Origin of the sequence: Cellulophaga sp. 20_2_10 (assembly GCF_023476645.1) — a bacterium.
Classification (GTDB): Bacteria; Bacteroidota; Bacteroidia; order Flavobacteriales; family Flavobacteriaceae; genus Cellulophaga.
In genome coordinates, this window is sequence record NZ_JAMCOJ010000002.1 from 197,293 (window position 1) to 221,624 (window position 24,332).

The following is a 24,332-nucleotide window of genomic DNA, read 5'->3' on the forward strand; positions in this document are numbered from 1 at the left end:
GATATCGTTTTCGTTTAAATTATAGTTAATTCTTGATGTAGTTGTCTTGTAAAGACCATAGAAACAGTATCACTTTTGTATATTTACAATTAGATTATATCAACCTAAAAAAATAAAATTCTATGAGTATTATCATAAATGTGCACGCAAGGCAAATATTAGATTCAAGAGGTAACCCTACTGTAGAAGTAGATGTATATACAGAAAATGGTGTTTTAGGTAGAGCCGCAGTTCCTTCTGGAGCATCTACGGGAGAGCATGAAGCTGTAGAATTAAGAGATGGTGGGGATATTTTTATGGGTAAGGGTGTTTTAAACGCTGTTGCAAATGTAAATACTACTATTGCTGAGGAAATTGTTGGAATGTCTGTTTTTGAGCAAAATCTAATAGATCAAACTATGATAGATTTAGATGGTACTCCAAATAAATCTAAATTAGGAGCTAATGCTATTTTAGGTGTTTCTTTGGCGGTTGCTAAAGCTGCAGCTAACGAAATGGGTATGCCTTTATATAGATACGTTGGTGGTGTAAGTGCAAATACTTTACCAGTACCAATGATGAATATTATTAATGGAGGTTCTCACTCCGATGCTCCTATTGCTTTTCAGGAGTTTATGGTGATGCCAGTTAAAGCAAAAAACTTTACGCATGCCATGCAAATGGGAACAGAGATCTTTCATCATTTAAAGAAAGTTTTACATGATAGAGGTTTAAGTACTGCTGTTGGTGATGAAGGTGGTTTTGCACCAAATTTAGCTGGTGGTACAGAAGACGCTTTAGATACTATAGCAAAAGCTGTTTCTAACGCTGGTTATAAATTAGGTGATGAAGTTATGATTGCTTTAGATTGTGCTGCCGCAGAATTTTTTGTAGATGGTAAATATGACTATACTAAATTTGAGGGAGATAAAGGAGTAATAAGATCTTCTGAGGAGCAAGCACAATACTTAGCAGATTTATCAGCTAAATACCCTATTATATCTATTGAAGATGGTATGGATGAAAATGACTGGGATGGTTGGAAATCTTTAACTGAAAAAGTTGGGGATAAAGTACAACTTGTTGGTGATGATTTATTTGTTACGAATGTAGAGCGTTTGTCTAAGGGTATTAAAAATAACATAGCAAACTCTATCTTAATTAAAGTGAACCAAATTGGTACGTTAACAGAAACTATTGCAGCTGTAACAATGGCTAAAAATGCAGGTTATACTTCTGTTATGTCTCACCGTTCTGGAGAAACTGAAGATAATACAATTGCAGATTTAGCAGTAGCTTTAAATACAGGTCAAATTAAAACAGGTTCAGCATCTAGATCTGACCGTATGGCTAAGTATAACCAATTATTACGTATTGAAGAAGAATTAGGTTCTGTTGCATATTACCCGCAAATGGATGCTTTTAAAATAAAATAAGAAAACGAATTCTTATTATAAAAACCGCTCTGTAATAGAGCGGTTTTTTTTGTTGTTAATACGAATGTCATATAAAAAGTAGTGCTATTAATTCCATTTAAACGGTAAACACAATCTGTAGTGTATCTTTTGCCGAAAATAAGTGTTATTAAAACTATAAATAGTGATAACTAATTGATAAACTAGTGTCTTTTTCTTAAATTTACAGTTAGATTAATAATATTAGTAAATTATACCAATGTCAGATAAAGTTACTTTAGAATTTAACGGAAATAAATACGATTTCCCAGTAGTAGAGGGCACAGAGAAAGAACAGGCCATAGATATAAAAACATTACGTTCTGCAACCGGTTTAACAACAATAGATCCAGGATTTAAAAATACAGGTTCTTGTGAAAGTGCCATAACATTTTTAGATGGAGAAAAAGGTATTTTAAGATACCGTGGCTACTCTATTGAAGAATTAGCTGAAAAAGCTGATTTTTTAGAAGTAGCATACTTATTAATCTTTGGAGAACTTCCAAATGATGAACAGTTAGCAAAATTTCATTCAGATATAAAAAAGGAATCTCATGTAGATGAGGAGATGAAGAAGATTTTAGATGGTTTTCCTAAGTCGGCACACCCAATGGGCGTGTTATCTTCTTTAACAAATGCATTAATAGCATTTAACCCATCTTCTGTAAATGTTTCTTCAGAAAGCGATATGTACCATGCAATCGTAAGAATCTTAGCAAAATTCCCAGTATTAGTTGCTTGGACCTTAAGAAAGAAGAAAGGTCTTCCTTTAGATTATGGAGATGATTCTTTAGGTTATGTAGAGAACATTCATAAAATGATGTTTAAAAGGCCTAGTGAAGAGTATAAGTGTAACAAGATTGTTATAGATGCTTTAGATAAGCTTTTAATTTTACATGCAGATCATGAGCAAAATTGTTCTACATCTACAGTAAGAATAGTAGGTTCTTCTCATGCAGGTTTATTTGCTTCATTATCTGCGGGGATTTCTGCACTATGGGGTCCTTTACATGGTGGTGCAAACCAAGCTGTATTAGAAATGTTAGAAGCTATTGAGGCTGATGGTGGTGACACTAAAAAGTACATGGCTAAAGCAAAAGATAAAAACGATCCGTTTAGACTAATGGGCTTTGGACATAGAGTTTATAAAAACTTTGATCCTAGAGCTAAGATTATTAAAGTCGCTGCGGATGAAGTTTTAAACGATTTAGGTATCGATGATCCTATTTTGGCTATTGCAAAAGGTTTAGAGAAAGAAGCTTTAGAAGATCCTTACTTTGTAGATCGTAAATTATATCCTAATGTAGATTTCTACTCAGGGATTATTTACAGAGCTTTAGGTATACCTACAGAAATGTTTACTGTTATGTTTGCATTAGGTAGATTACCAGGTTGGATTGCTCAATGGAGAGAAATGAGATTAAATGGTGAGCCAATAGGTAGACCAAGACAAGTTTACGTAGGTGAAAACCTTAGACCTTTTGTAGAAGTGAACAAAAGATAAAAACAATACAAATATATTTTTTTTAAAGCCTTTTTGTTTCTGCAAAAAGGCTTTATTATTTTACAGATTCTTATTTTTAGTTACAGAAATACTTGCCATATTTGCAATAAAATTAGTTTATGCTTCAAATAAATGTGAAAAACGAAACTTCTAGGTTAAAAACAGTTGTTTTGGGTACAGCAGAAAGTTGTGGTCCAACTCCAAAACCAGAAGACGCTTACGATCCTAAATCTTTAGAATATATTTTGGCTGGTACATATCCGCTAGAAAAAGATATGGTAGAAGAGATGAGCGCCTTTGAAGCTGTTTTAAAAAAGTACAATGTAGAGGTTTTAAGACCTAAGTTACTTAAAGATTGTAATCAGATTTTTTCTAGAGATATAGCTTTTGTTATCGATGATGTTTTTTTTAGAGCTAATATATTACCAGATAGAGAAGAAGAATATTTAGCAATACAGTACATCGTAGATCAGATTAATCCAGAGAAGGTTATAGAGCTTCCTGAAGAAGCGCATATAGAAGGAGGCGATGTTATGCCTTGGAACAATCATATTTTTATTGGTACATATACAGCAGAAAATTATTCTCACCATATAACTGCAAGAACTAATAAATTGGCTGTAGAGCATATCACTAAACTTTTTCCTAATAAAATAGTAAAGTCTTTTGAGTTGCGTAAGTCTACTAATGCTAGAGAAAACGCATTGCATCTAGATTGTTGTTTTCAGCCTATAGGTAAAGACAAAGCAATTCTTCATAAAAACGGATTTTTAGTAGAAGAAGAGTATCAATGGTTGCTAGACTTTTTTGGAAAAGAAAATGTTTTTGAGATTACTAGCGATGAAATGTATCAGATGTATAGTAATGTGTTTTCAATCTCGCAAGATGTAATTGTATCAGAAAAAAACTTTACAAGATTAAATAATTGGCTTAGAAAACAGAGCTTTACGGTAGAAGAAGTACCATATGCGGAGATTTCTAAACAAGAAGGTTTGTTGCGTTGTAGCACATTACCATTACTAAGAGAATAATATAATTAAGATTTTACTATGCAAGTTACCAATACAATTTTAATGATAAGGCCAGTTGGTTTTCGTAAGAACGAACAAACGGCTGTAAATAATTATTTTCAAGAAGATCTTGATATTAAAAATGCTGAAATAAACACAAAAGCACAAGCAGAGTTTGATGCTTTTGTAAACGTATTGCGCGTAAAAGGTGTACAAGTAATTGTTGTAGATGATACAAAAAGTCCAGATACTCCAGATTCTATTTTTCCTAATAATTGGGTTTCTTTCCATAGCAATGGTACAGTAGGTTTGTACCCAATGTATGCAGAGAATAGAAGAAATGAACGTAGAGAAGATATTTTAGAGACTTTAGAGGAACAAGGTTTTTCTATAGACCACACTATAGATTATACTAGTGCAGAAGAGGAAAAATTATTTTTAGAAGGTACGGGTAGTATATTGTTAGATAGAGTAAATGAAAAAGCATATTGTGCTTTATCTGTAAGAGCAAATGAAGATCTCTTTATTGAGTTCTGTGAGGATTTTGAGTATACACCAGTAGTTTTTACAGCATATCAATCTGTAGAAAATGAGCGTTTGCCTATTTACCATACGAATGTAATGATGTGTTTAGCAGAAAAATTTTCTGTGATATGTTTAAATACTATAGATGATAAAAAGGAACGTAAAAATGTACTAAAGAATTTAAAACAAGACGGTAAAGAAATTATTGAAATTACTGAAAAGCAAATGCATTCTTTTGCAGGTAATATGCTTCAGGTAATGGGACAAGACAATAAACGTTACTTGGTAATGAGTTCTGCAGCTTATAATAGCTTAACGGATAAGCAAATTGCAACTATAGAGAAATCATCGGAAATTATACATAGTTCTTTAGAAACTATAGAAACTTGTGGTGGTGGTAGTGCAAGATGTATGATGGCAGAAGTATTTTTGCCAAAAACAAACTAAAATCGACCTAAGTAAAAAGATAAAAGCCGTAATTTTACAGGCTTAAATACAATTTAGAATGAATATCCAAGAAGTGTTAACGCAAAAGGTAAAAGATGCCGTTTTATCTATTTATAGTATAGAATTGCCAACTGTAGAATTTCAGCCAACAAGAAAAGATTTTGAGGGCGATGTAACTGTAGTTGTTTTTCCTATTCTGCGCTTTGTAAAAGGGAATCCTGCACAAATTGGAGAGCAAATAGGTAGTTACTTAAAAGAAAACGTAGCCGAAGTAGAAAACTTTAATGTTGTTAAAGGTTTTTTAAATATTGTAATCAGCGATGCTTTTTACTTTAATTTTTTTAAAGCTATTAAAGACACGGAGAATTACGGGGCTATAGCTGCTGTAGCTGCTGATGCTGTTATGGTAGAATATTCTTCTCCTAACACAAACAAACCATTGCATTTAGGACATATTAGAAATAATTTATTAGGTTATTCTGTTGCAGAAATAATAAAAGCTTCTGGTAAAAAAGTATATAAAACTCAAATTATTAATGACCGTGGTATTCATATTTGTAAGAGTATGTTGGCTTGGCAAAAATTTGGAAACGAAGAAACTCCAGAAAGCACAGGTCTTAAGGGCGATAAATTAGTTGGTAATTACTACGTTAAATTTGATAAAGAATACAAAGTACAAATCGCGGAATTAGTTGCGGCTGGTACAGATGTAAAGGACGCTGAAAAAAAAGCGCCACTTTTAGTTGAAGCTCAAGAAATGCTTCGTAAGTGGGAGGCTGGAGATGCAGAAGTTGTTGCACTTTGGAAAAAAATGAACGAGTGGGTTTATAAAGGTTTTGAGGTTACTTATAAAAATTTAGGTGTAGATTTTGACACTTATTATTATGAGAGTGAAACTTATCTTTTGGGTAAAAACATTGTAGACGAAGGTTTAGAAAAAGGTGTTTTCTATAGAAAAGAAGATGGCAGTGTTTGGATAGATTTATCTGATGAAGGTTTGGACGAGAAAATTGTATTACGTGCAGATGGTACTGCAGTTTATATGACTCAGGATATAGGTACGGCAATACAACGTGTTAAAGATCATCCAGATGTAAGCGGTATGGTTTATACAGTGGGTAATGAGCAAGATTACCATTTTAATGTATTGTTTTTAATACTTAAAAAATTAGGTTTTACTTGGGCAGAACAGCTTTATCATTTAAGTTATGGTATGGTAGATTTACCAAGTGGAAAAATGAAGAGTAGAGAAGGTACCGTTGTAGATGCAGATGATTTAATGAAAGATATGACGGCTACTGCTGCTAGTATTTCTGAAGAATTAGGAAAGTTAGAGGGGTATTCTGATACAGAAAAAGAGGAGTTATATAGAATTATAGGCCTTGGGGCTTTAAAATACTACATACTAAAAGTAGATCCTAAAAAACGTATTTTGTTTAATCCTGAAGAGTCTGTAGAATTTCAGGGAAATACAGGGCCTTTTATACAGTATACGTATGCTAGAATACAATCTATTTTAAGAAAATCAGATTTTGATTATTCTGTTGTTGTAGAAGGAAATGAATTACATGAAAAGGAAAAAGAATTGTTAAAGCAAATGCAAATGTTCCCTTCTGTAATACAAAATGCTGCTCAAAATTATAGTCCAGCTTTAGTTGCTAATTACACGTACGATTTGGTTAAGGAGTTTAATTCTTTTTATCAAAACGTACCAATTTTACCTGAAGAAGATTTACAAAAGAAAATATTTAGAGTCCAGTTATCTAAAAAGGTGGGCGAGATTATAAAATCTGCTTTTGCGCTATTAGGGATAGAAGTGCCAGAACGTATGTAATTTTAAAATAATTAAATGGGTGATGATTTAGGGGTAAGTATTTTTGGTATAATTGCTTTGCTGGCTATAGTAGGTTACTTTATTTATATTTTATATTATATAGCTGATTTGTATTTTTTTACGCCATCTAAGGACACTATTAGATTGTCTGCTATAGACGAGCAATTAATAATTGAAAAATTACCAGCCTACTCATTATTATCTCTTGAGCAAAAGAAAAAGTTTAAGAATAGAGTATCTAGGTTTAGAGCAAATAAGACTTTTATCTTTACAGAAAAAAGTGATAGAGACGAAGAAATAAAGCTGCTGTTGTCTGCAACAGCAGCTTTTTTAATGCTTGGTTTTAAAGATTATAGAATAGCTTCTATACGCAAGATTTTAATTTATCCTTCTGCTTATTTTTCTACTTTAACAAAGCAAAATCATTTAGGAGAATACAATCCTCAGCTAAAAACACTGGTTTTTTCTGCAGAGCATGTGTTAAGTGGTTTTGAAGATGCTACAGATAATTTAAATCTGGGAGTGCACGAGTTTGCTCACGCTTTGGTTTTTCATTTTAAAAAAGACTTAAAATTTACTGCTGTAAAATTTAGGAGAGGTCTTGCTAAAATGAATAGACTTTTAGAGAATAAAGAGTTTCTAAAAAGAGTAGAAACTACGCAGTATTTTAGGCCATATGCAATTACTAATATTCACGAGTTTTTTGCTGTTACTCTAGAAAATTACGTAGAGACACCATCAGATTTTGTAGCTACTTTTCCTGAGTTATACGATATAATGACAAGGATGTTAAATTTTGAAGCGTTTAGTTTTCATAGCAAGCTTTAAAAGTTAACTCTAAAACTAATATTTGGTGTAATACCTAAAGAAGCACTTTCTACAGTTTCAATCTCATTTTCATCTGTAACCCTATAATACCTATTTAAAATATTTTCTTTGTTTAAAATATTTAAAATAGATGCTCCAAAGGTAGCATTGCAAGTTTTACTTAGTTTAAAATTGTATAATGCAGATACGTCTGCTCTTACGTAGTTAGGTAGTCTACTACTATTTGGGTTTTTATAGTTTATTTTAGTAGGGAAGCTAAGTAAGTCTAATGCATTTATACCTTCTTTAGGCTCTGTATACGGTTTTCCAGAATTGTAATTAACTCCTAAGCCAAATCTAAAATCTTTATAATTGTAGGTGCCTGCAAAAGTTACTGTATGCGTAATATCTAGGTTGTTAGGAAAAGTATTTGGAGTAATAGTTTTAAAAGTATAGTTATTTATATTGTAGGTATAGCTAAGCCAAGTACTGTAATTGGTTGCTTTTTTATTAATTAAAAATTCAATACCTTTTATATTGTACTTTCCTATTTCCCCAGTAAACTGATCCTGATTTTGAAACCCTTGCGTTTGTGTGCTTATGCCTTCTACATCTTTATAGAAACCTTCTATGCTAATATACAAGCTGTTCTTATCGTAATTAAAACCTAAAGATAATTGTTTGCTTGTTGTAATTGGTAATTGATCTTCATCTGCCAGTATCCATCTTCTTTTTTCTACGCCTAAGAAGTTTTGTTCTAAATCTATAATTTGGTTGGTAGTCTGACTCTTAAACTCTCCTAAAAGAGTGGTATTAAAATGAGGTGCCAAATTGTAATTTACATTTAAACGCGGTTCTACAATCCAGCGTTTAAAAGTATTTATGTTCTCTATGTGGTTTACACGCACACCAGCTCTGGCATTTAACTTAGTCGCCTTGTAATCTAATTCAGAATAGATAGAATTGGTTCTAATAACTCCCTTAATGTTTTTTCTGTAGGGAGGCTGAGTAACATTGGTAAGATTTAAAATACCTGTTTCTATAAGTTGGTAGCCATTAAGTAAACTAATTTTATTGGTAAGCTTGTAGTTGGTATTTAATTTTAATCCGTTTTCTAAAACCTTATTTGTTTGTTGTAGTTCTTGCTTTTTGTTATTAGATATTGCTTTGGTGTTTAAATTATAAGAGGTGCGATAAGCGTTAATTTTGGTAGAGAATCTAGGTGTCCAATTGCTTTCTAAACTACCGCCAAAGGAGGTGTTTTGCTGATCTAGATTGCTACGCGATTTTTCATTGTTAGCATTAGTTTCTTGATAATCTAATGCATTGTTCATGTGAATAAAACTAAATCTTAGTTTCTGTTTCTCTGTTATATTATATAAAATTTTGGCTGTAACATCATAAAAATAAAAATCTTCTTCTCTAGAGATATCATTATTGGTAGTGTTGTTATCTATATCACTATCCTGAAAAGTTTTATCATAATACCTATTGTAAGTAGGTGAGTTTAAAAAATCTGTTATAGATCTTCTTGCAGAAAATTGAAAAGCCGATTTTTTAGTAATTGGTACTTGTGCATAGACATCTGTACTTATCATATTAAAACCACCACCTAAAAAAGAATTTGCTACTTTATCATTGGTGCGCATATCTATAACACTACTTATACCATCGCCGTATTGCGGACTAGTACCGTTTTTTGTAATGGTAACGCTATTGGTTAAGTAGGGGTTAAATGCAGAAATTAAACCTAAGAAATGTCCAGATTGATACATTTTTATACCTTCCCATAACACCAGGTTTTGGTCGTTTGTGCCGCCACGAACATTAATGTCAGACACTGTTTCGTTGCTGCTTTTTATGCCTGGTAAAGCTTGTACTGCTTGTAGCACATCTGGTTCTATAAGTCCAGGTAAAATGCCAAAATTAGTAGTGTTTAAAACGATACTTCCGTCTTTAGATTTAGAAAGCCCAGTTGTTAAAAATTTGGAAACAATAACTTCTTTTAGAGCTACATAGTGTTGACTTAATAAAAATGTTTTACTTGGGTTGCTGCTGTCTAATTCTTTTGCACTTATATGCATTGTTTTAAAACCGATAAAGCGTATTCTTAGTATAGCATCTTTAGGGACATTAGTTAATTTAAAGTAACCCATAGCATCTGTAACTATTGCTAAGTTGCTTTCTAGTACTTCTACAGTTGCACCATTTATAGTATTTTGCTCGTAATTATCTAATATTTTCGCGTGTATGCTAATTGTATTTTCTTTTGATAAGGCATAGTACCGCTCATTTAACTTAGTTAATGTTAAATCTGTTTTTTTAGATATATACTTTAAAACTTCTCCTAAAATAGTACTTGTGCTTGGTTGTATATTAAAAGAGTCTATGTCTTTATTTACATAAGATATTCTAATATTAAACTCTTGTTCTAGTTGTTGTATGTAGTTCAGTAATGGTATTGCATTACTGGTTTCTTGCGCAGTAGTTAGTAGACTAACGGCAAAGAAAAGAAAGCAACAAAAAGATTTTAGAAAATTATTTTTCTGCATAAAACAACACCTTATTCTCGTCTAATGTATAGCTTATCTTAGAAGGTATACTTATACTTTTTAACGCAAGATTTAAATCCTTGTTGTTAAAAGAGCCCGTGTAAAGTTGTTCTGTGTTTATATTTTTAGTAGTTACGTTTAAATTAAATTGTCTTTGTAATTCATTTAAAACAAACTCTAATGGTATGCTTTTAAATGTACTCTCGTTTAATGTCCAAGATGGCACACGTGTTTTTACGTGGCTTAAAGGTGCTATTTTACCGTTTACAACCATAAAAGAAGTTCCGCCAGGCACTTTGTAATTTTTACCGTTGTAATGTACATTTACAAGGCCCTCGTAACACGTAACTTCAAAAAAGTTAGTTCTAGTTTCTACATTAAATTGTGTGCCCAAAACACTAATAGTTCCTTGGTTTGTTGTAACCGTAAATTTTTCTCCTTTCGCGACTTTAAAAAATGCTTCGCCTTCTAGAGATACATCTCTTTTTTTGTCCCATTGGTTTTTATTGTAAGCAATTTTAGATTCAGCATTTAAAAAAACCTCAGAGTTATCTGGTAGGGTTAATTCGTTATTCTGAGCATAATCTGTGCTAATCGTTTGGTCTAATGTAGTAGTGTAATAATAGCTCAAACTACATAAAAGTAATATTGCCGCAGCAATACTTGCGTATTTCTTATACGGATGTAGTTTAACAACCTTAATCTCTTTAGCGGAGTTGCGTTTGTTATTAATTGCTTGTAAAGCCTTTTCTTGGTTAAATTCTGGTGCCTGCATTTTATTAGATGCAGTAATTATTTTTTGGTAAGCGGTGTATTCTTCCGTTTTTTTAAACTGAATAATTTCCTCTTCCGTTAACTCGTTATTTAGCCATTTAGCTAGGTAATTCTCTTGCATAACTTTTGCTTTACGTAGGTATAACAATTAAAAAGTGAAAAACCCTACTTTATATTTTATTTTTTATCAGTCTATATAATTCTGCATCAATATTTTAAAGGCCGTCTATATGTTCTCTAAGTGATTTTAATGCTAAATGCATTCTTTTTTCTATTGCTTTAATACTAACACCTTCTAGTTCTGCAATTTCTGCATATTTTTTTTTATCAATTCTATTTAATAAAAAAGTGGTGCGCTGGTTTTCTGGTAAACGCGCTAAGGCTTTGTCTAATTTTTCTTGAAACTGTTTTTCTTCCAATAAAAACTCTGGTGTCTCGTTAGTAATATCTGTATTTAGGTGTGCATATTTTAATCGTACTTTATCTGCCTTAATCATATTTAAATATAAATTATTGGCAATCGTATATACATAAGATTTTGCTTTGCTTGGTACAACTTTAGCGCAATTTTCCCATAGTTTTACAAATGCTTCTTGTACTGCGTCATATGCTTTTTCTTCGTTGCCAAACTTATAATATATATAGTTAAACACCGTTTTAGAATTGGTGGTAAAGATTTGGTTGTATACCTTTTCTTCGCAAACGTTAGTGTTGTTCTCTGTATTCAAAACTAGATAGGTTTATTTTTTGTCAAAGGTATTTTAAAAAAATGATTTTATTATGGTAGGGTATTTTTAGACTCAGTTGTTATAGAGCTATAAAAACAAAAATAAACCAAATTATTATGAAAAAAGTTTTTGCAAAATTTATGTTCGCAGCCCTACTTATGGGAACATTTACGTTAACCTCTTGTCAAGAAGAGTTTGAGGAATTACCAGACAATAACAATGATAAAGCAATAGAAGCATCGTCTGCGACGGCATCTTTAATTAAAGACACATCTTCAGAAGGTGGTCAAAATAATAGCATAGAGTGTATAGACTTTGTGTATCCTATAGATTTATTCAGTTTTAATATCAACCTAGAAATTACAAATACAATAACAGTAAAGAATGATACTGAATTAAGATTGTTTTTTACAGGTTTAGGAGAAAATGATATTGTTGGGATAGATTTTCCTATTACTTTAGAAAAGTACGATGGTACTAAAATTACTATAAATTCTAATGCAGAACTTGTTACAGCCATAGAAGAAGCAAAAGATTCTTGTGACATAGGGCAAAACGAACCTTGTAGTGATGAAGATATTAATGAAGGTTTATTAGGAGAGTGCAAATTTAAAATTACAAATTTAGATGGTACTTTCTTTGAAGAGTTGTATATCGATTTTTCAGGTAATAATGTTCACGTTTACGATGCTAATAATACAGTAGTAGATGAAGGGAACTGGTCTTTACAAAGCGGAAACTTACAAATTAATAGCTTAAGCGCTACTTTAGGAAACTATGTTGGTGAATGGAAAGTTATTTCTTGTGGAGATGGGTTGTTTAAACTGAAAAAAGGAGAAGAAACTATTGTTTTAGCTAAAAGCTGTGACGCAACAGAGAATTCTAATGATGAGGTGGCAAGCTTACTTAAAGAGTGTGTTTGGAGCTTTACAGATGCTAATAATACATTTATTGGTGTGGTAAACCTTAAGTTTCTTCAAGGAGGAGAAGTTAAGTTTGTTGATGAAAATGGAGGTTTAAGTGTCACTGACCGTTATACATCTTGGGAAATTAATGCTGGTGCAATTGTTTTTTACAATGCCAACCAAGAGTTAATTTCTGAAAGATGGGAAATTACTCAGTACTCAGAGACTGAAATTTCATTAGATATTTATGACAATACAGAATTAGAATATCAAAATGTATTAAAGAGAGATTGTAATGAATCTGCTGCAGCTTGCAGTGATACAGATATAAACGATGCATTATTAGGGCAGTGTAAATTTAAAATTACAAATGTAGACGGTACTTTCTCTGAAGAATTATTAATAGATTTTTCAAGTAATAATATTCACGTTTATGATGCTAACAATACAGTTGTAGAAGAAGGGAATTGGTCTTTACAGAGCGGAACCTTATCATTTAACAATTTAAGTACGACCCTTGCAAACTACGGAGGAGAATGGAAAGTAATAGAATGTGGTGATGGTTTGTTTACGTTAGAAAAAGGAGAAGAAATAATTGTCTTAACCAAAGTATGTGGCTAGAAATAGCGCAAATAATTATGCTAAAGGGCTACTTTTTTAAAGTAGCCCTTTTTTTATACCATATTTTTTTGTTGAAACACTACACATACCAATGTAATTATTAAATTTGCAATTCCAGAAAAAGGTAGACTTATGTTCAATAATTTAAGTGAAAAGTTAGATAAAGCGTTCCATGTACTAAAAGGACACGGGCAAATAACAGAAATTAATGTTGCAGAAACCTTAAAAGAAGTTCGTAGAGCTTTATTAGATGCCGATGTTAACTTTAAAATAGCAAAAGAATTTACCAATAAGGTAAAGGAGAAAGCTTTAGGTCAAAACGTATTAACTAGCCTGCAACCAGGACAGTTAATGGTTAAATTGGTTAAAGATGAGCTTACTGAGCTTATGGGTGGCGATGCAGAAGGTATAAACCTTTCTGGTACACCATCTATAATTCTTATGTCTGGTTTACAGGGGTCAGGTAAAACAACGTTTTCTGGTAAACTTGCCAATTATTTAAAAACTAAAAAAACTAAAAAACCATTATTAGTAGCTTGTGATATTTATCGTCCAGCTGCAATAGATCAGTTACACGTAGTTGGAGATCAAATAGGTGTAGATGTTTTTTCTGATCGTGGTAATACAGATCCAGTTGCCATTGCAGAAGCTGGTATAGCATACGCAAAGGCAAACGGACATAATGTTGTTATTATAGATACAGCTGGTCGTTTAGCAGTAGACGAGCAAATGATGAAGGAAATTGCTAACGTACATAAAGCAATTAAACCACAAGAAACCTTATTTGTTGTAGATTCTATGACAGGGCAAGATGCTGTAAATACGGCAAAAGCCTTTAATGATGTTTTAAATTTTGATGGTGTAATACTTACTAAGTTAGATGGTGATACCCGTGGTGGTGCAGCAATTTCTATTAAGTCTGTAGTAACTAAACCAATTAAATTTATTGGTACTGGTGAAAAGATGGACGCAATAGACGTTTTTCACCCTTCTCGTATGGCAGAACGTATTCTAGGAATGGGAGATGTTGTGTCTTTAGTAGAACGTGCTCAAGAGCAGTTTGATGAAGAAGAAGCGCGTAAAATACAAAAGAAGATAGCCAAAAATAAATTTGGGTTCGATGATTTCTTAAAGCAAATTCAGCAAATTAAGAAAATGGGTAGCCTTAAAGATTTAATGGGAATGATACCTGGTGCTGGTAAAGCATTAAAAGGTATGGATATAGATGATGATGCGTTTAAACATGTAGAGGCAATTATACATTCTATGACTCCTGTAGAACGTGAAACACCAACATTACTAGATGCTAGTCGTAAAAAGAGGATAGCAAAAGGTAGTGGTAGAACTGTGCAAGAGGTAAACCAATTACTTAAGCAGTTTGACCAAATGAGTAAGATGATGAAGATGATGCAAGGCGGAGGCGGCAAAAAAATGATGCAAATGATGGGCGGCTTAAACGGAGGACGTCCATAATTTATAAGTTTTAATATATATCTCGTAGCTAAAAACCATCAATAAAAATCTAATAATGGAATTACTAGACGGAAAAAAAGTATCAAATCAGATTAAAGAAGAGATTACCGTTGAGGTAACCAAAATGAGAGAGCGTGGTGAAAAAGTACCACACTTAGCAGCAATAATTGTTGGTAGTGATGGAGCTAGTTTAACATATGTTGGTAGTAAGGTTCGTTCTTGTGAGCGTGTTGGCTTTGAGTCTACTTTAGTGCAAATGCCAAGTACAACTAGTGAAATAGAGTTGCTTCGTAAAATTGAAGAACTTAATCATGATGATGAGATAGATGGTTTTATTGTACAGTTGCCATTGCCACCACAAATAGATACCCAAAAAGTACTTTTGGCAGTAGATCCAGATAAAGATGTAGATGGTTTTCATCCAACTAACTTTGGTAAAATGGCTTTAGATATGAGTACATTTATACCGGCAACGCCGTTTGGTATTTTAGAGTTGTTAGAGCGTTACAAAGTAGATACAAAAGGAAAACATACTGTAGTTATTGGTCGTAGTCATATTGTAGGTAGACCAATGAGTATTTTAATGGGACGTAAAGGTTGGCCAGGAAACTCTACTGTAACTTTAACACACAGTGCAACAAAAAATATTACACAGATTATTTCTCAGGCAGATATTGTTATTTCTGCATTAGGTGTTCCTAATTTCTTAAAAGCAGAAATGGTAAAAGATGATGCTGTAGTTATAGATGTTGGTATTACACGTGTAGCGGATGACACAAAACCAAAAGGATACTATATTACTGGTGATGTAGATTTTGAAAACGTAAGTAAAAAAGCGTCTTTTATAACACCTGTTCCAGGTGGTGTAGGGCCAATGACAATTGCAATGTTATTAAAGAATACTTTATTAGCAAGAGAGCGTCATAGAAATGCGAACAGATAAAAGTAACAGCTATTTTTTGCTATAAAAATTTAGCTATTCTTAGTAATTATATAAAACCATTGCATTCTGTGTAATGGTTTTTTTTATGTTAATAAGTTAGCGCTAAACCAACCAATTAATTGGGTAATTTTAAGGCCGCATAAATACATAAAAATGAAAACACCCCTGATCTCGGCTAAAGAATTAGAAGCCTTATTGGTAGAAGAAACCAATATCATAATTTTAGATGCTAGTCCGGCTACAAACGTATCTGGCTTACATAGCGATTTAGAAGATTTGCAAATAAAAGGAGCACGTAAGTTTAATATTAAAGATAATTTTAGTGATGCTTCTAGCGACTTTCCAAATACAATCCCTAGTACAAAACAGTTTCAAGAAGAGGCCCGTAAACTAGGTGTGCAAAAGAATAGTAAAATTGTAGTATATGATAATTTAGGAGTGTATACATCGCCCCGAGTTTGGTGGTTGTTTAACACTTTTGGTCATCATAACATAGCTGTTTTAGATGGCGGTTTACCAGAGTGGGTAGCACAAGGATTACCAACAGAGCAGCCAGCTAAAAAAAGAGTTCCATTAGGAAATTTTATTGCAAACCAAAAGGAGTTTGCTGTTGTAAACTTTTCTATGGTTAAAGAAAATACAGAGAGTAACACAGCTTTGGTTGTAGATGCACGTTCTGCCGGTCGTTTTAATGGTACAGAGCCAGAGCCAAGAGCAGATTTAGCAAGTGGTAGTATACCTGGTTCTATTAATCTTCCTTTTAATGATGTGCTTCTAGATGGTAAATTCAAATCTAAAGAAGAATTAGCTGCTATTTTTAATCCAATTTTAGCAGAAGATAAGCCACTTGTTTTTAGTTGTGGTTCTGGTTTAACAGCTTGCGTTATTTTATTGGCAAGTAAGTTGGTAGATGATACTAAAGATTCATCTGTTTATGATGGTTCTTGGACAGAGTGGGTACAGTTGTATAAAGAAGAAGTAGATGAAGTGAAAACAGACGAAGAAAGTTATGATGAGGTAGAAGAAAAGAGTGCTCAAGCAGAAGTAAATGATGCCGTTGAATTAAATGATGAAGAAGAAGTAATTGAAGAGGAAATAGGTCAAGAAGAAGAAGAGTAATAAATGGAAAAAGGGAAACCCAGATTGGTTAGACTTACAGCAATAGTGACGCAGTTACAAGGCAAAAGAATTGTAACTGCTGCAGAGTTGGCTGCTAAGCATAATGTTAGTATTAGAACTATTTATAGGGATATACGCACTTTAGAACAATCTGGAATTCCTATTTATACAGAAGAAGGTAAAGGGTATTGTTTGGTAGAAGGTTACAAGTTACCGCCTGTAATGTTTACAGAAGAAGAAGCGAATGCTTTAATAACTGCGGAGCAAATTATACATAAGAATAAGGATACTTCTTTGGTAGATGGATATGTTAGTGCGGTAGAAAAAATTAAAGCTGTACTTAAATATGCTCAAAAGGATAAGGCTACATTGCTTAGCCAACGCTTAGAGATAAGGAGTAATTTAGAGAATCAGAAAACAAGTAGTTATTTAATGCAACTGCAAACCGCATTAACTAATTATAAAGTAATACAAATAAACTACTTGTCCTTAGCACAGAAAGAAACAAAAAGGGACATAGAACCATTTGCGTTAATACATAATAATGATAACTGGGTGTTAATTGCTTTTTGTAGACTTCGTAAAGACTTTAGGGCTTTTAGGGTAGACTGTATGCGGCAAATGGTAATTTCTACCAGTAGTTTTAATCCGCATAAAATAACACTTGAGGATTATTTTGATATGGCTAAGAAAAAATGGGAGAGTACCCCTGACATACCTATGGCATAGTGCCTATTTATTTTTGAAATAAATAAAATAGAAAGCTATGAATACTGTAAAATTAGAATCTTTTAGTGTAATTGGTATTAAAGTACGCACTACAAATGAAAATGAGCAAGCTGCAAAAGATATAGTTGCATTGTGGAATACATTTATGTCGCAAAATTGTATTGATAGAATACCAAATAAAGTGAGTACAGCTGTTTTTTCAATCTATACAAATTATGAGAGTGACTATACAAAAGCGTACGATACCATTTTGGGTTGTAAAGTTTCTTCATTAGATAAAATTCCAGAGGGTATGGTTGGCCACTCTTTTAATGCATCGACTTATAAAGAATTTAAAGCTCAAGGAAATTTATCCGCAGGTATTGTATATAAGAAGTGGTTAGAGATTTGGGGTAAAGATCTAGAGCGTTTGTATACCGTAGATTTTGAAATATATGGCGATGCTGCAAAAGATACAGTAAATGCTGAGGTTCCTATTTATGTCGCAGTACAAGAGTAATCTTTTAAGAAAATTCTGATATATTTTAAATTCTTTTTATTTTTTAAGTAAGATTTTTTCTATTTTTAGAAGATAATCAAACAGAGACTTAATGACCAGAGAAGAGCAACTTGTATTTTGTAAAAAATGCACCAATCGTAAATTAGATATGCAGCAAGGTTTGTTGTGTGGCTTAACAAATGAGAAAGCAGACTTTAATTTAAAGTGCGATACATTTAATTTAGATGCAGAAGCTGAAGAAAGACTAAGTAAAACAGAAGAAGTAGAAGGAGAAGAAGCTACCATTGCAATTACAGAAAAAGAATTAGAGAAACTAAAAAGGCATCAAAATTACAGATTAGCTTTAATTGCTGGTTTGGTTGTTGGTTTGTTAGGGGCTATTCTTTGGGGCGTCATTACTGTTGTTACTGGGTATCAAATAGGGTATATGGCAATAGCTATAGGTGCAGGTGTAGGTATAGCAATGCGTTATGCTGGAAAAGGGATAGATCCTATTTTTGGTTTTACAGGAGCAATTATTGCTATTCTAAGTTGTGTTTTAGGAAATTATTTCAGCATTGTTGGCTATCTAGCAGATTTTGCTAGTGTAGGATATTTAGAGGTGATTAAGACATTTAGCTTTAGTGATGTTTTTTCCTTAATGGTAGAATCATTTAGTCCTATAGATATATTGTTTTATGGTTTTGCTGCTTTTGAAGGATATAAATTTGCGTTTAGAGTGGTGACAGAAGAGGATTTGTTAACGTTAAAAAAAGAAAGATTTTAAGTTGGTCTAGAGTTATTGTAATAGTAACTTAACCAATATATTACGATGTTTAAGGAGAATGTAGTTCAGTTATGGGCTACATTTTTTATATTTAAGGACAATAGCCTACTTAAATTTTTTGTCCCATGAAAAAATTAATGTCCACTATCTGTTTTAGTTTACTATTTGGTTTTATAGTACAAGCACAAACAGGTAAAGTTTTTGACAATTTAAAAGTTACTAGTAAAATACTTAAAAGCGAACGTAACTTTTCTATATACCTTCCGCCAGATTACGAGTCGTCTAAAAGAGATTATCCCGTTTTATATTTATTACACGGTGCTGGTGATGATCATACGGGTTGGGTACAGTTTGGAGAGGTTCTACATATTACGGATAAAGCAATAAAAGCGGGTAAAGCAACACCTATGATTATTGTAATGCCAGATGCCGATACGGGCAAACGTGGTTATTTTAATACTGAAGATTGGCGTTATGAAGATTTCTTTTTTGAAGAATTAATGCCGTATGTAGAAAGTAAATATAGAATTAAAAGTGAAAAGAGATATAGAGCTATTTCTGGTCTTTCTATGGGTGGCGGTGGTACATTTATGTATGCACTGCATAAACCAGAGTTGTTCTCGTCTGCTTGCCCTTTAAGCGCATCTGTTGGTATGTTGCCGCAAGACACAACTAAAATAAAAGATTTTGCAGAGAGCGAGCAAAAATCTATAGCAGAAATGCAAAAGTATTTTGAGAAACACTCGGCTATTTCATTGTTAGATAGTGTGCCTGTAGATGAGGTTAAATCTGTTCGTTGGTATATAGATTGTGGTGATGATGATTTTTTGTTTGAAGGCAATAGTCTAGTACATATTTCTATGATGAAAAAAAAGATTCCGCATGAGTATAGAGTTCGTGATGGGGCACATAATTGGACGTATTGGAGACAATCCTTGCCCGAAGTATTAAAATTTGTGTCTGCTGCTTTTCATCAACATTAATAATAAAGTAGTAGTGCTACAAACTAAAACTAGCTAGTATTACAATAATACTAGCTAGTTTTTATATTTTACTATGGTATGTTTAAATACTTATGTGTTTGTAAAGAAACTTTCCATTGTGGATTTTTCATAACAAAATCTACAATTAACGGAGTCATTTTATCTTTAACACTCCACTCTGGCTGTAAATATAAAATACAATCTTTGTTTACTTTTGCCGCTTGTTCTTCAGCAAATTTAAAATCGTTTTTATTGTAAATTATCATTTTTAACTCATCAGCCTTGTCATAAATAATACCTTCTGGTAATTTATTTTTCTTAGGTGATAAGCATATCCAATCCCAAGTACCTGTTAATGTATAAGCACCAGAAGTTTCTATATGTGTTTGTAAATTTTTAGCTTTTAAGGCATCAGTTAATGGAACCATATTCCAAGTTAATGGCTCGCCACCCGTAACTACAATAGTGTTAGAGTATTTTGCAGCATTATCTACTATAGCTTTTATAGTTGTTGGTGGGTGTGTTTCCGCATTCCAGCTTTCTTTAACATCACACCAATGGCAACCCACATCGCAACCGCCAACACGTATAAAATATGCAGCCGTTCCTTTATGAAAACCTTCTCCTTGTATGGTATAAAATTCTTCCATTAACGGAAGCATTTCTCCCTTATCTACCAATGCTAATACCTCATTTTTAACCATTATGCAAAGATACATTTTTTGTTTTTCTCTATCTAAACTTTATGTAAAAGTTAGTATAGTGCGTAGTGTATTAAATCAAAAAAAATAAAAACAGTAAAAGTTGATACTTAAGGTTTTAATGCGATTAGCGTAGAACTAATCTTTTTAGTTGTTTAAATTTAAGCTATTTTTATCAAAATTTTAGGAAATGAGCACCAAGGAAAAATTCTTAGCAGATATAGAAAAAGGGTATACTACAAAAGGAGACTTTATAACTATGGGCGCAGGTATAGTAGATGGGGAAACCGTTACTAATGCGTTTGTAAAAATACCTTTAAAAACACTTAACCGTCACGGTTTAATTGCAGGAGCCACTGGTACGGGTAAAACTAAAACATTACAGGTGTTAGCAGAGAATTTATCAGAGAAGGGTGTTCCGGTTCTATTGATGGATTTAAAAGGAGATTTAAGTGGCTTGGCACAACCTAGTCCAGGACATCCTAAAATAGATGAGCGCCAGGCTAAAATAGGATTACCTTTTGAAGGTAAGAGCTTTCCTGTGGAGATTTTATCATTGTCCGAGCAAGATGGTGTTAAACTAAGAGCAACTGTATCTGAATTTGGACCGGTTCTTTTATCTAGAATTTTAGACTTAACTGTAACGCAAGAAGGTATTGTTGCTGTTATTTTTAAATATTGTGACGATAATAAATTACCTCTTTTAGATCTTAAGGATTTTAAAAAGGTATTGCAATATGCTACCGAAGAAGGAAAACAAGAGTTTAAAGAGAGCTACGGTAGAATTTCCTCTGCATCTACTGGTACTATTCTTAGAAAAATAATAGAATTAGAACAACAAGGAGCCGATTTATTTTTTGGTGAAAAATCTTTTGAGGTAGATGATTTAACTAGAATAGATAAAAACGGTAGGGGATATATTAATATTTTACGATTAACAGATATACAAGACAGACCTAAATTGTTTTCAACTTTTATGTTGAGTCTTTTAGCTGAAATTTATGATACTTTTCCGGAACAAGGAGATAGTGATAAACCAGAATTGGTTTTATTTATAGATGAGGCTCACCTAATTTTTGATGAGGCCTCTAAAGCTTTATTAAACCAGATAGAAAGTATAGTAAAATTAATACGTTCTAAAGGTATTGGCGTTTATTTTGTTACTCAAAACCCAACAGATGTGCCTGAAGATGTATTGGCACAATTAGGTTTAAAAATACAGCACGCTTTACGTGCATTTACAGCAAAAGATAGAAAAGCTATTAAGTTGGCAGCTCAGAATTATCCGGATAGTGAGTATTACAACACTGAAGATGTATTAACATCTTTAGGTATTGGTGAAGCTTTAATTTCGGCTCTAGATGAAAAAGGTAGACCAACTCCGCTAGCAGCAACTATGCTACGTGCGCCTATGAGTAGAATGGATGTTTTAACTGAGAGCGAATTAAAAGAGGTAATTGATTCTTCTGCTTTGGTTAAAAAATACAATGATGTTATAGATAGAGAAAGCGCTTATGAAATGCTTACTAAAAAAATAGATAAAGCAGAAGAAATAGCAGCTAAAGAAAAAGAAAAACCAGAACCAAAAAGAACAAGTAGTCGTGCTAAAAGCACAAGACAAAATCCTATTATAAAAGTATTAACCAGTGCTACCTTTATAAGAGGTATGCTTGGCGTGCTAAAAAAAGTACTACGCTAAACAATAACAAACTTACCTACTAACCACATATTTTAAATGAAAAAGATAACAATTACTTGCGTCGTTGCAGCTGTTGCAATTTTAACGCAGTGTGCTAAAAGTACAGATGTAGAATTTTTAATTACGCCAACGAGTTTTGGCAAACTAACTAAAGATAATTCGGCTAAAGAAATAGCCTCTATTTATGCAACAGACTCCATAGTAAAAGACGATGCTGTACAATTAAATGCAAGTATGCGCAAAGAGCATATTTATGAAAAAGGAGGTAAACCTTTGTTTACTGTTAGTGTTAGCAATGATTCTATTATAGATAATATTAGAGTTTTAGATCCGCGTTATACTACAGATAAAGGGATAAATTTACGTAGTACTTTTAAAGATATAAAAGATAATTATACAGTGAGTAAGGTGCTTACGTCTATGAATAACATAGTGTTGTTTATAAAAGATAGCGAGATTTATTTTACTATTGATAAAAAAGAATTGCCAGAAAACTTACGCTATAGTAATAGTACTAAAGTAGAAGCGATACAAATACCAGATGCAGCTAAAATTAAGTATTTAATGATAGATTGGGAGTAGATGAAAAAGAAGTATACCTTACAAACACAGCCATTTGTGGTTCCTACTACAGATGGTAAATTAATAGAAGAACACTTTGGTGGTGTAACAAATCAGCAAAAAGATATGAGTATAGCTCATATGGTGGCTCCTCCTGGTTGGTCAGAGCCTTTTCAGACGCCAGAATTTACGGAATATACCTATGTTATAAAAGGTAAAAAGCAATTTGTGATAGATGGTGATACTGTTGTGTTGGAACAGGGGCAGTCTATAAAAATAGAAAAGAATACACGTGTAAAATACTCTAATCCTTTTGAGGAGGTTTGTGAGTATATGTCTGTATGTACACCAGCTTTTTCTATAGATACGGTAAACAGAGAAGAAGAATAAAAACGATTACGTTAAAATAGATCTATTATTTATTTTATGAAAAAACTCTTAAATAAAATAATTCCTGTTGCTTACGGAGCATACTTTAATATACTATCTGTGTTCTCTAAGAAGAAAGCTGCAAAAAAAGCATTCTATCTTTTTTGTACGCCTAGAAAAGGTAAGGTATTACCATTTCAGTCAGAGTTTTTAAATAAAGCTAAAAAAGAGGTTGTACACAGTAATACTATAGATTTGCAGGTGTATGAGTGGGCTGGTGAAAAAGAAACTGTTTTGCTTTTACACGGCTGGGAAAGTAATGTGTTTAGATGGCGAAATTTAATTTCTTATTTAATAGAAGAGAATTATAATATTATTGCTTTAGATGCTCCTGCACATGGAAACTCTAAAGGTGAAGTATTACACGTACCTATTTACACAGAAGTAGCACAAACACTAATAGATAAATACAAGCCAAAACACATTGTAGGGCATAGTCTGGGTGGTATGACAACCTTGTACAATAATTACAAATACAATAACCCTAGTGTAGATAAACTTATTATTCTTGGAGCACCATCTGAATTTTATACTATTTTGTTGAACTACCAAAATATGCTTAAGTTTAATGATAGCGTTTTTAATGAGCTAAAGGCATTTATAACAGAAAAATTTGGTTTTAGGCCAGAAGATTTTTCAATATCTGAATACGTTAAACAGAATAAAAAGAAAGGCTTATTGGTACATGATAAGCTAGATTTTATTGCTCCGTGTTCAGACTCGGAATTAGTCCATAAAAATTGGAGTAATAGTAAATTCATTACCACCGAAGGTTATGGGCATTCTTTACACCAAGATGAGGTGAGTAATGCCGTAATGTCATTTTTAAAAGAAGATTAAAATAAATAGAAAGATGAAATATCCAGTAGCACCTTTTCATATTGCAATTCCTGTTCATAATTTAGAGGAATGCAGAGTATTTTATAGAGATGTATTAGATTGTCCGGAAGGTAGGAGTAGTGATCATTGGGTAGACTTTAATCTGTTTGGACACCAATTGGTAATACACTATAAAGAAAAAACAATAACTGAAGACTTGCATACCAATGCTGTTGATGGCAAAAATGTTCCTGTACCACATTACGGTGTTGTATTGCCTTGGGAAACTTTTGAGACCTTTTCTAAAGAATTAAAAGATAAGGGAGTCAATTTTGTAATAGAACCTTACGTAAGATTTAAAGGAGAAGTAGGGGAGCAGGCCACTATGTTTTTCTTAGATCCTGCAGGTAATGCTTTAGAGTTTAAATCTTTTAAAGATATAGACCAGTTGTTTGCAAAATAGGAAGCTAT

The 24,332-nt window shown here is 32.6% G+C and carries 23 protein-coding genes; 19 read left to right on the plus strand and 4 right to left on the minus strand.

Going from position 1 to position 24,332, the window contains the following annotated elements; genetic code table 11:
* Positions 1–122: 122 nt before the first annotated feature.
* The 6 genes from eno (at position 123) to M4I21_RS04770 (ending at position 7,581) form a co-directional block, all read left to right on the plus strand.
* Positions 123–1,415 carry a phosphopyruvate hydratase gene (gene eno, locus M4I21_RS04745; RefSeq protein ID WP_249557971.1) on the plus strand — a complete coding sequence of 431 codons (1,293 nt, stop codon included), beginning with the start codon at positions 123–125 and terminating at the stop codon, positions 1,413–1,415.
* A gap of 238 nt (positions 1,416–1,653) precedes the next feature.
* Positions 1,654–2,937, plus strand: a complete 1,284-nt coding sequence (locus M4I21_RS04750) for a citrate synthase (protein ID WP_249557972.1) — start codon at positions 1,654–1,656, stop codon at positions 2,935–2,937.
* A gap of 119 nt (positions 2,938–3,056) precedes the next feature.
* A complete protein-coding gene (locus M4I21_RS04755; RefSeq protein ID WP_249557973.1) occupies positions 3,057–3,968 on the plus strand; it encodes a dimethylarginine dimethylaminohydrolase family protein in 912 nt (303 codons plus the stop codon).
* An 18-nt stretch (positions 3,969–3,986) separates the two neighbouring features.
* Positions 3,987–4,919, plus strand: coding sequence for a citrulline utilization hydrolase CtlX (gene ctlX, locus M4I21_RS04760; protein WP_249557974.1), 933 nt, complete (start codon positions 3,987–3,989; stop codon positions 4,917–4,919).
* Positions 4,920–4,977: 58 nt separating this feature from the next.
* Positions 4,978–6,753 (plus strand): arginine--tRNA ligase, encoded by a 1,776-nt coding sequence (gene argS / locus M4I21_RS04765; RefSeq protein ID WP_249557975.1) that lies wholly within the window; start codon positions 4,978–4,980, stop codon positions 6,751–6,753.
* Positions 6,754–6,768: 15 nt separating this feature from the next.
* The gene (locus M4I21_RS04770; protein ID WP_249557976.1) at positions 6,769–7,581 is read left to right on the plus strand and encodes a zinc-dependent peptidase; all 813 of its coding nucleotides are present in this window, start codon (positions 6,769–6,771) and stop codon (positions 7,579–7,581) included.
* Here M4I21_RS04770 and M4I21_RS04775 read toward each other — a convergent pair.
* The 3 genes from M4I21_RS04775 to M4I21_RS04785 form a co-directional block, all read right to left on the minus strand.
* On the minus strand, positions 7,578–10,112 hold the full coding sequence (locus M4I21_RS04775) for a TonB-dependent receptor (protein WP_249557977.1): 2,535 nt from the start codon (positions 10,110–10,112) through the stop codon (positions 7,578–7,580). The genes M4I21_RS04770 and M4I21_RS04775 overlap by 4 nt on opposite strands.
* Complete coding sequence (locus M4I21_RS04780) at positions 10,099–11,007, minus strand: FecR family protein (protein ID WP_249557978.1); 909 nt, start codon at positions 11,005–11,007, stop codon at positions 10,099–10,101. Before M4I21_RS04780 ends, M4I21_RS04775 begins: the two co-directional genes overlap by 14 nt.
* A 94-nt stretch (positions 11,008–11,101) precedes the next feature.
* Positions 11,102–11,614 (minus strand): RNA polymerase sigma factor, encoded by a 513-nt coding sequence (locus tag M4I21_RS04785; protein ID WP_249557979.1) that lies wholly within the window; start codon positions 11,612–11,614, stop codon positions 11,102–11,104.
* A 116-nt stretch (positions 11,615–11,730) separates the two neighbouring features.
* Between M4I21_RS04785 and M4I21_RS04790 the strand changes: the two genes are divergently transcribed.
* From M4I21_RS04790 to M4I21_RS04825, 8 genes are all read left to right on the plus strand, one after another.
* On the plus strand, positions 11,731–13,140 hold the full coding sequence (locus M4I21_RS04790) for a hypothetical protein (RefSeq protein WP_249557980.1): 1,410 nt from the start codon (positions 11,731–11,733) through the stop codon (positions 13,138–13,140).
* 132 nt (positions 13,141–13,272) lie between these two features.
* On the plus strand, positions 13,273–14,613 hold the full coding sequence (ffh, locus tag M4I21_RS04795; RefSeq protein ID WP_249557981.1) for a signal recognition particle protein: 1,341 nt from the start codon (positions 13,273–13,275) through the stop codon (positions 14,611–14,613).
* Between the two features lie 55 nt (positions 14,614–14,668).
* Complete coding sequence (locus M4I21_RS04800; protein ID WP_249557982.1) at positions 14,669–15,556, plus strand: bifunctional 5,10-methylenetetrahydrofolate dehydrogenase/5,10-methenyltetrahydrofolate cyclohydrolase; 888 nt, start codon at positions 14,669–14,671, stop codon at positions 15,554–15,556.
* A 153-nt stretch (positions 15,557–15,709) separates the two neighbouring features.
* Positions 15,710–16,675, plus strand: a complete 966-nt coding sequence (locus tag M4I21_RS04805; protein WP_249557983.1) for a sulfurtransferase — start codon at positions 15,710–15,712, stop codon at positions 16,673–16,675.
* A gap of 3 nt (positions 16,676–16,678) precedes the next feature.
* A complete protein-coding gene (locus tag M4I21_RS04810) occupies positions 16,679–17,404 on the plus strand; it encodes a helix-turn-helix transcriptional regulator (RefSeq protein ID WP_249557984.1) in 726 nt (241 codons plus the stop codon).
* A gap of 37 nt (positions 17,405–17,441) precedes the next feature.
* A complete protein-coding gene (locus M4I21_RS04815; protein WP_249557985.1) occupies positions 17,442–17,903 on the plus strand; it encodes a GyrI-like domain-containing protein in 462 nt (153 codons plus the stop codon).
* Positions 17,904–17,994: 91 nt separating this feature from the next.
* Entirely contained in the window at positions 17,995–18,669 is a 675-nt protein-coding gene (locus M4I21_RS04820) for an APC family permease (protein WP_249557986.1), read from the plus strand.
* A gap of 125 nt (positions 18,670–18,794) precedes the next feature.
* Entirely contained in the window at positions 18,795–19,652 is an 858-nt protein-coding gene (locus tag M4I21_RS04825; protein WP_249557987.1) for an alpha/beta hydrolase, read from the plus strand.
* Between the two features lie 71 nt (positions 19,653–19,723).
* On the opposite strand, the gene M4I21_RS04830 is transcribed toward M4I21_RS04825, so the two are convergent.
* The gene (locus M4I21_RS04830) at positions 19,724–20,371 is read right to left on the minus strand and encodes a 7-carboxy-7-deazaguanine synthase QueE (RefSeq protein WP_425291838.1); all 648 of its coding nucleotides are present in this window, start codon (positions 20,369–20,371) and stop codon (positions 19,724–19,726) included.
* 172 nt (positions 20,372–20,543) lie between these two features.
* Here M4I21_RS04830 and M4I21_RS04835 point away from each other — a divergent pair, with 172 nt between their 5' ends.
* Genes M4I21_RS04835 through M4I21_RS04855 form a run of 5 tightly spaced genes read left to right on the plus strand, consistent with a single transcriptional unit; the run spans position 20,544 to position 24,324 of the window.
* On the plus strand, positions 20,544–22,052 hold the full coding sequence (locus tag M4I21_RS04835) for a helicase HerA-like domain-containing protein (protein WP_249557988.1): 1,509 nt from the start codon (positions 20,544–20,546) through the stop codon (positions 22,050–22,052).
* 36 nt (positions 22,053–22,088) lie between these two features.
* Complete coding sequence (locus M4I21_RS04840) at positions 22,089–22,634, plus strand: hypothetical protein (RefSeq protein ID WP_249557989.1); 546 nt, start codon at positions 22,089–22,091, stop codon at positions 22,632–22,634.
* Positions 22,635–23,003 carry a cupin domain-containing protein gene (locus tag M4I21_RS04845; protein ID WP_249557990.1) on the plus strand — a complete coding sequence of 123 codons (369 nt, stop codon included), beginning with the start codon at positions 22,635–22,637 and terminating at the stop codon, positions 23,001–23,003.
* 36 nt (positions 23,004–23,039) lie between these two features.
* A complete protein-coding gene (locus tag M4I21_RS04850; RefSeq protein WP_249557991.1) occupies positions 23,040–23,882 on the plus strand; it encodes an alpha/beta fold hydrolase in 843 nt (280 codons plus the stop codon).
* A 13-nt stretch (positions 23,883–23,895) separates the two neighbouring features.
* Complete coding sequence (locus M4I21_RS04855; protein WP_249557992.1) at positions 23,896–24,324, plus strand: VOC family protein; 429 nt, start codon at positions 23,896–23,898, stop codon at positions 24,322–24,324.
* Positions 24,325–24,332: the final 8 nt, after the last annotated feature.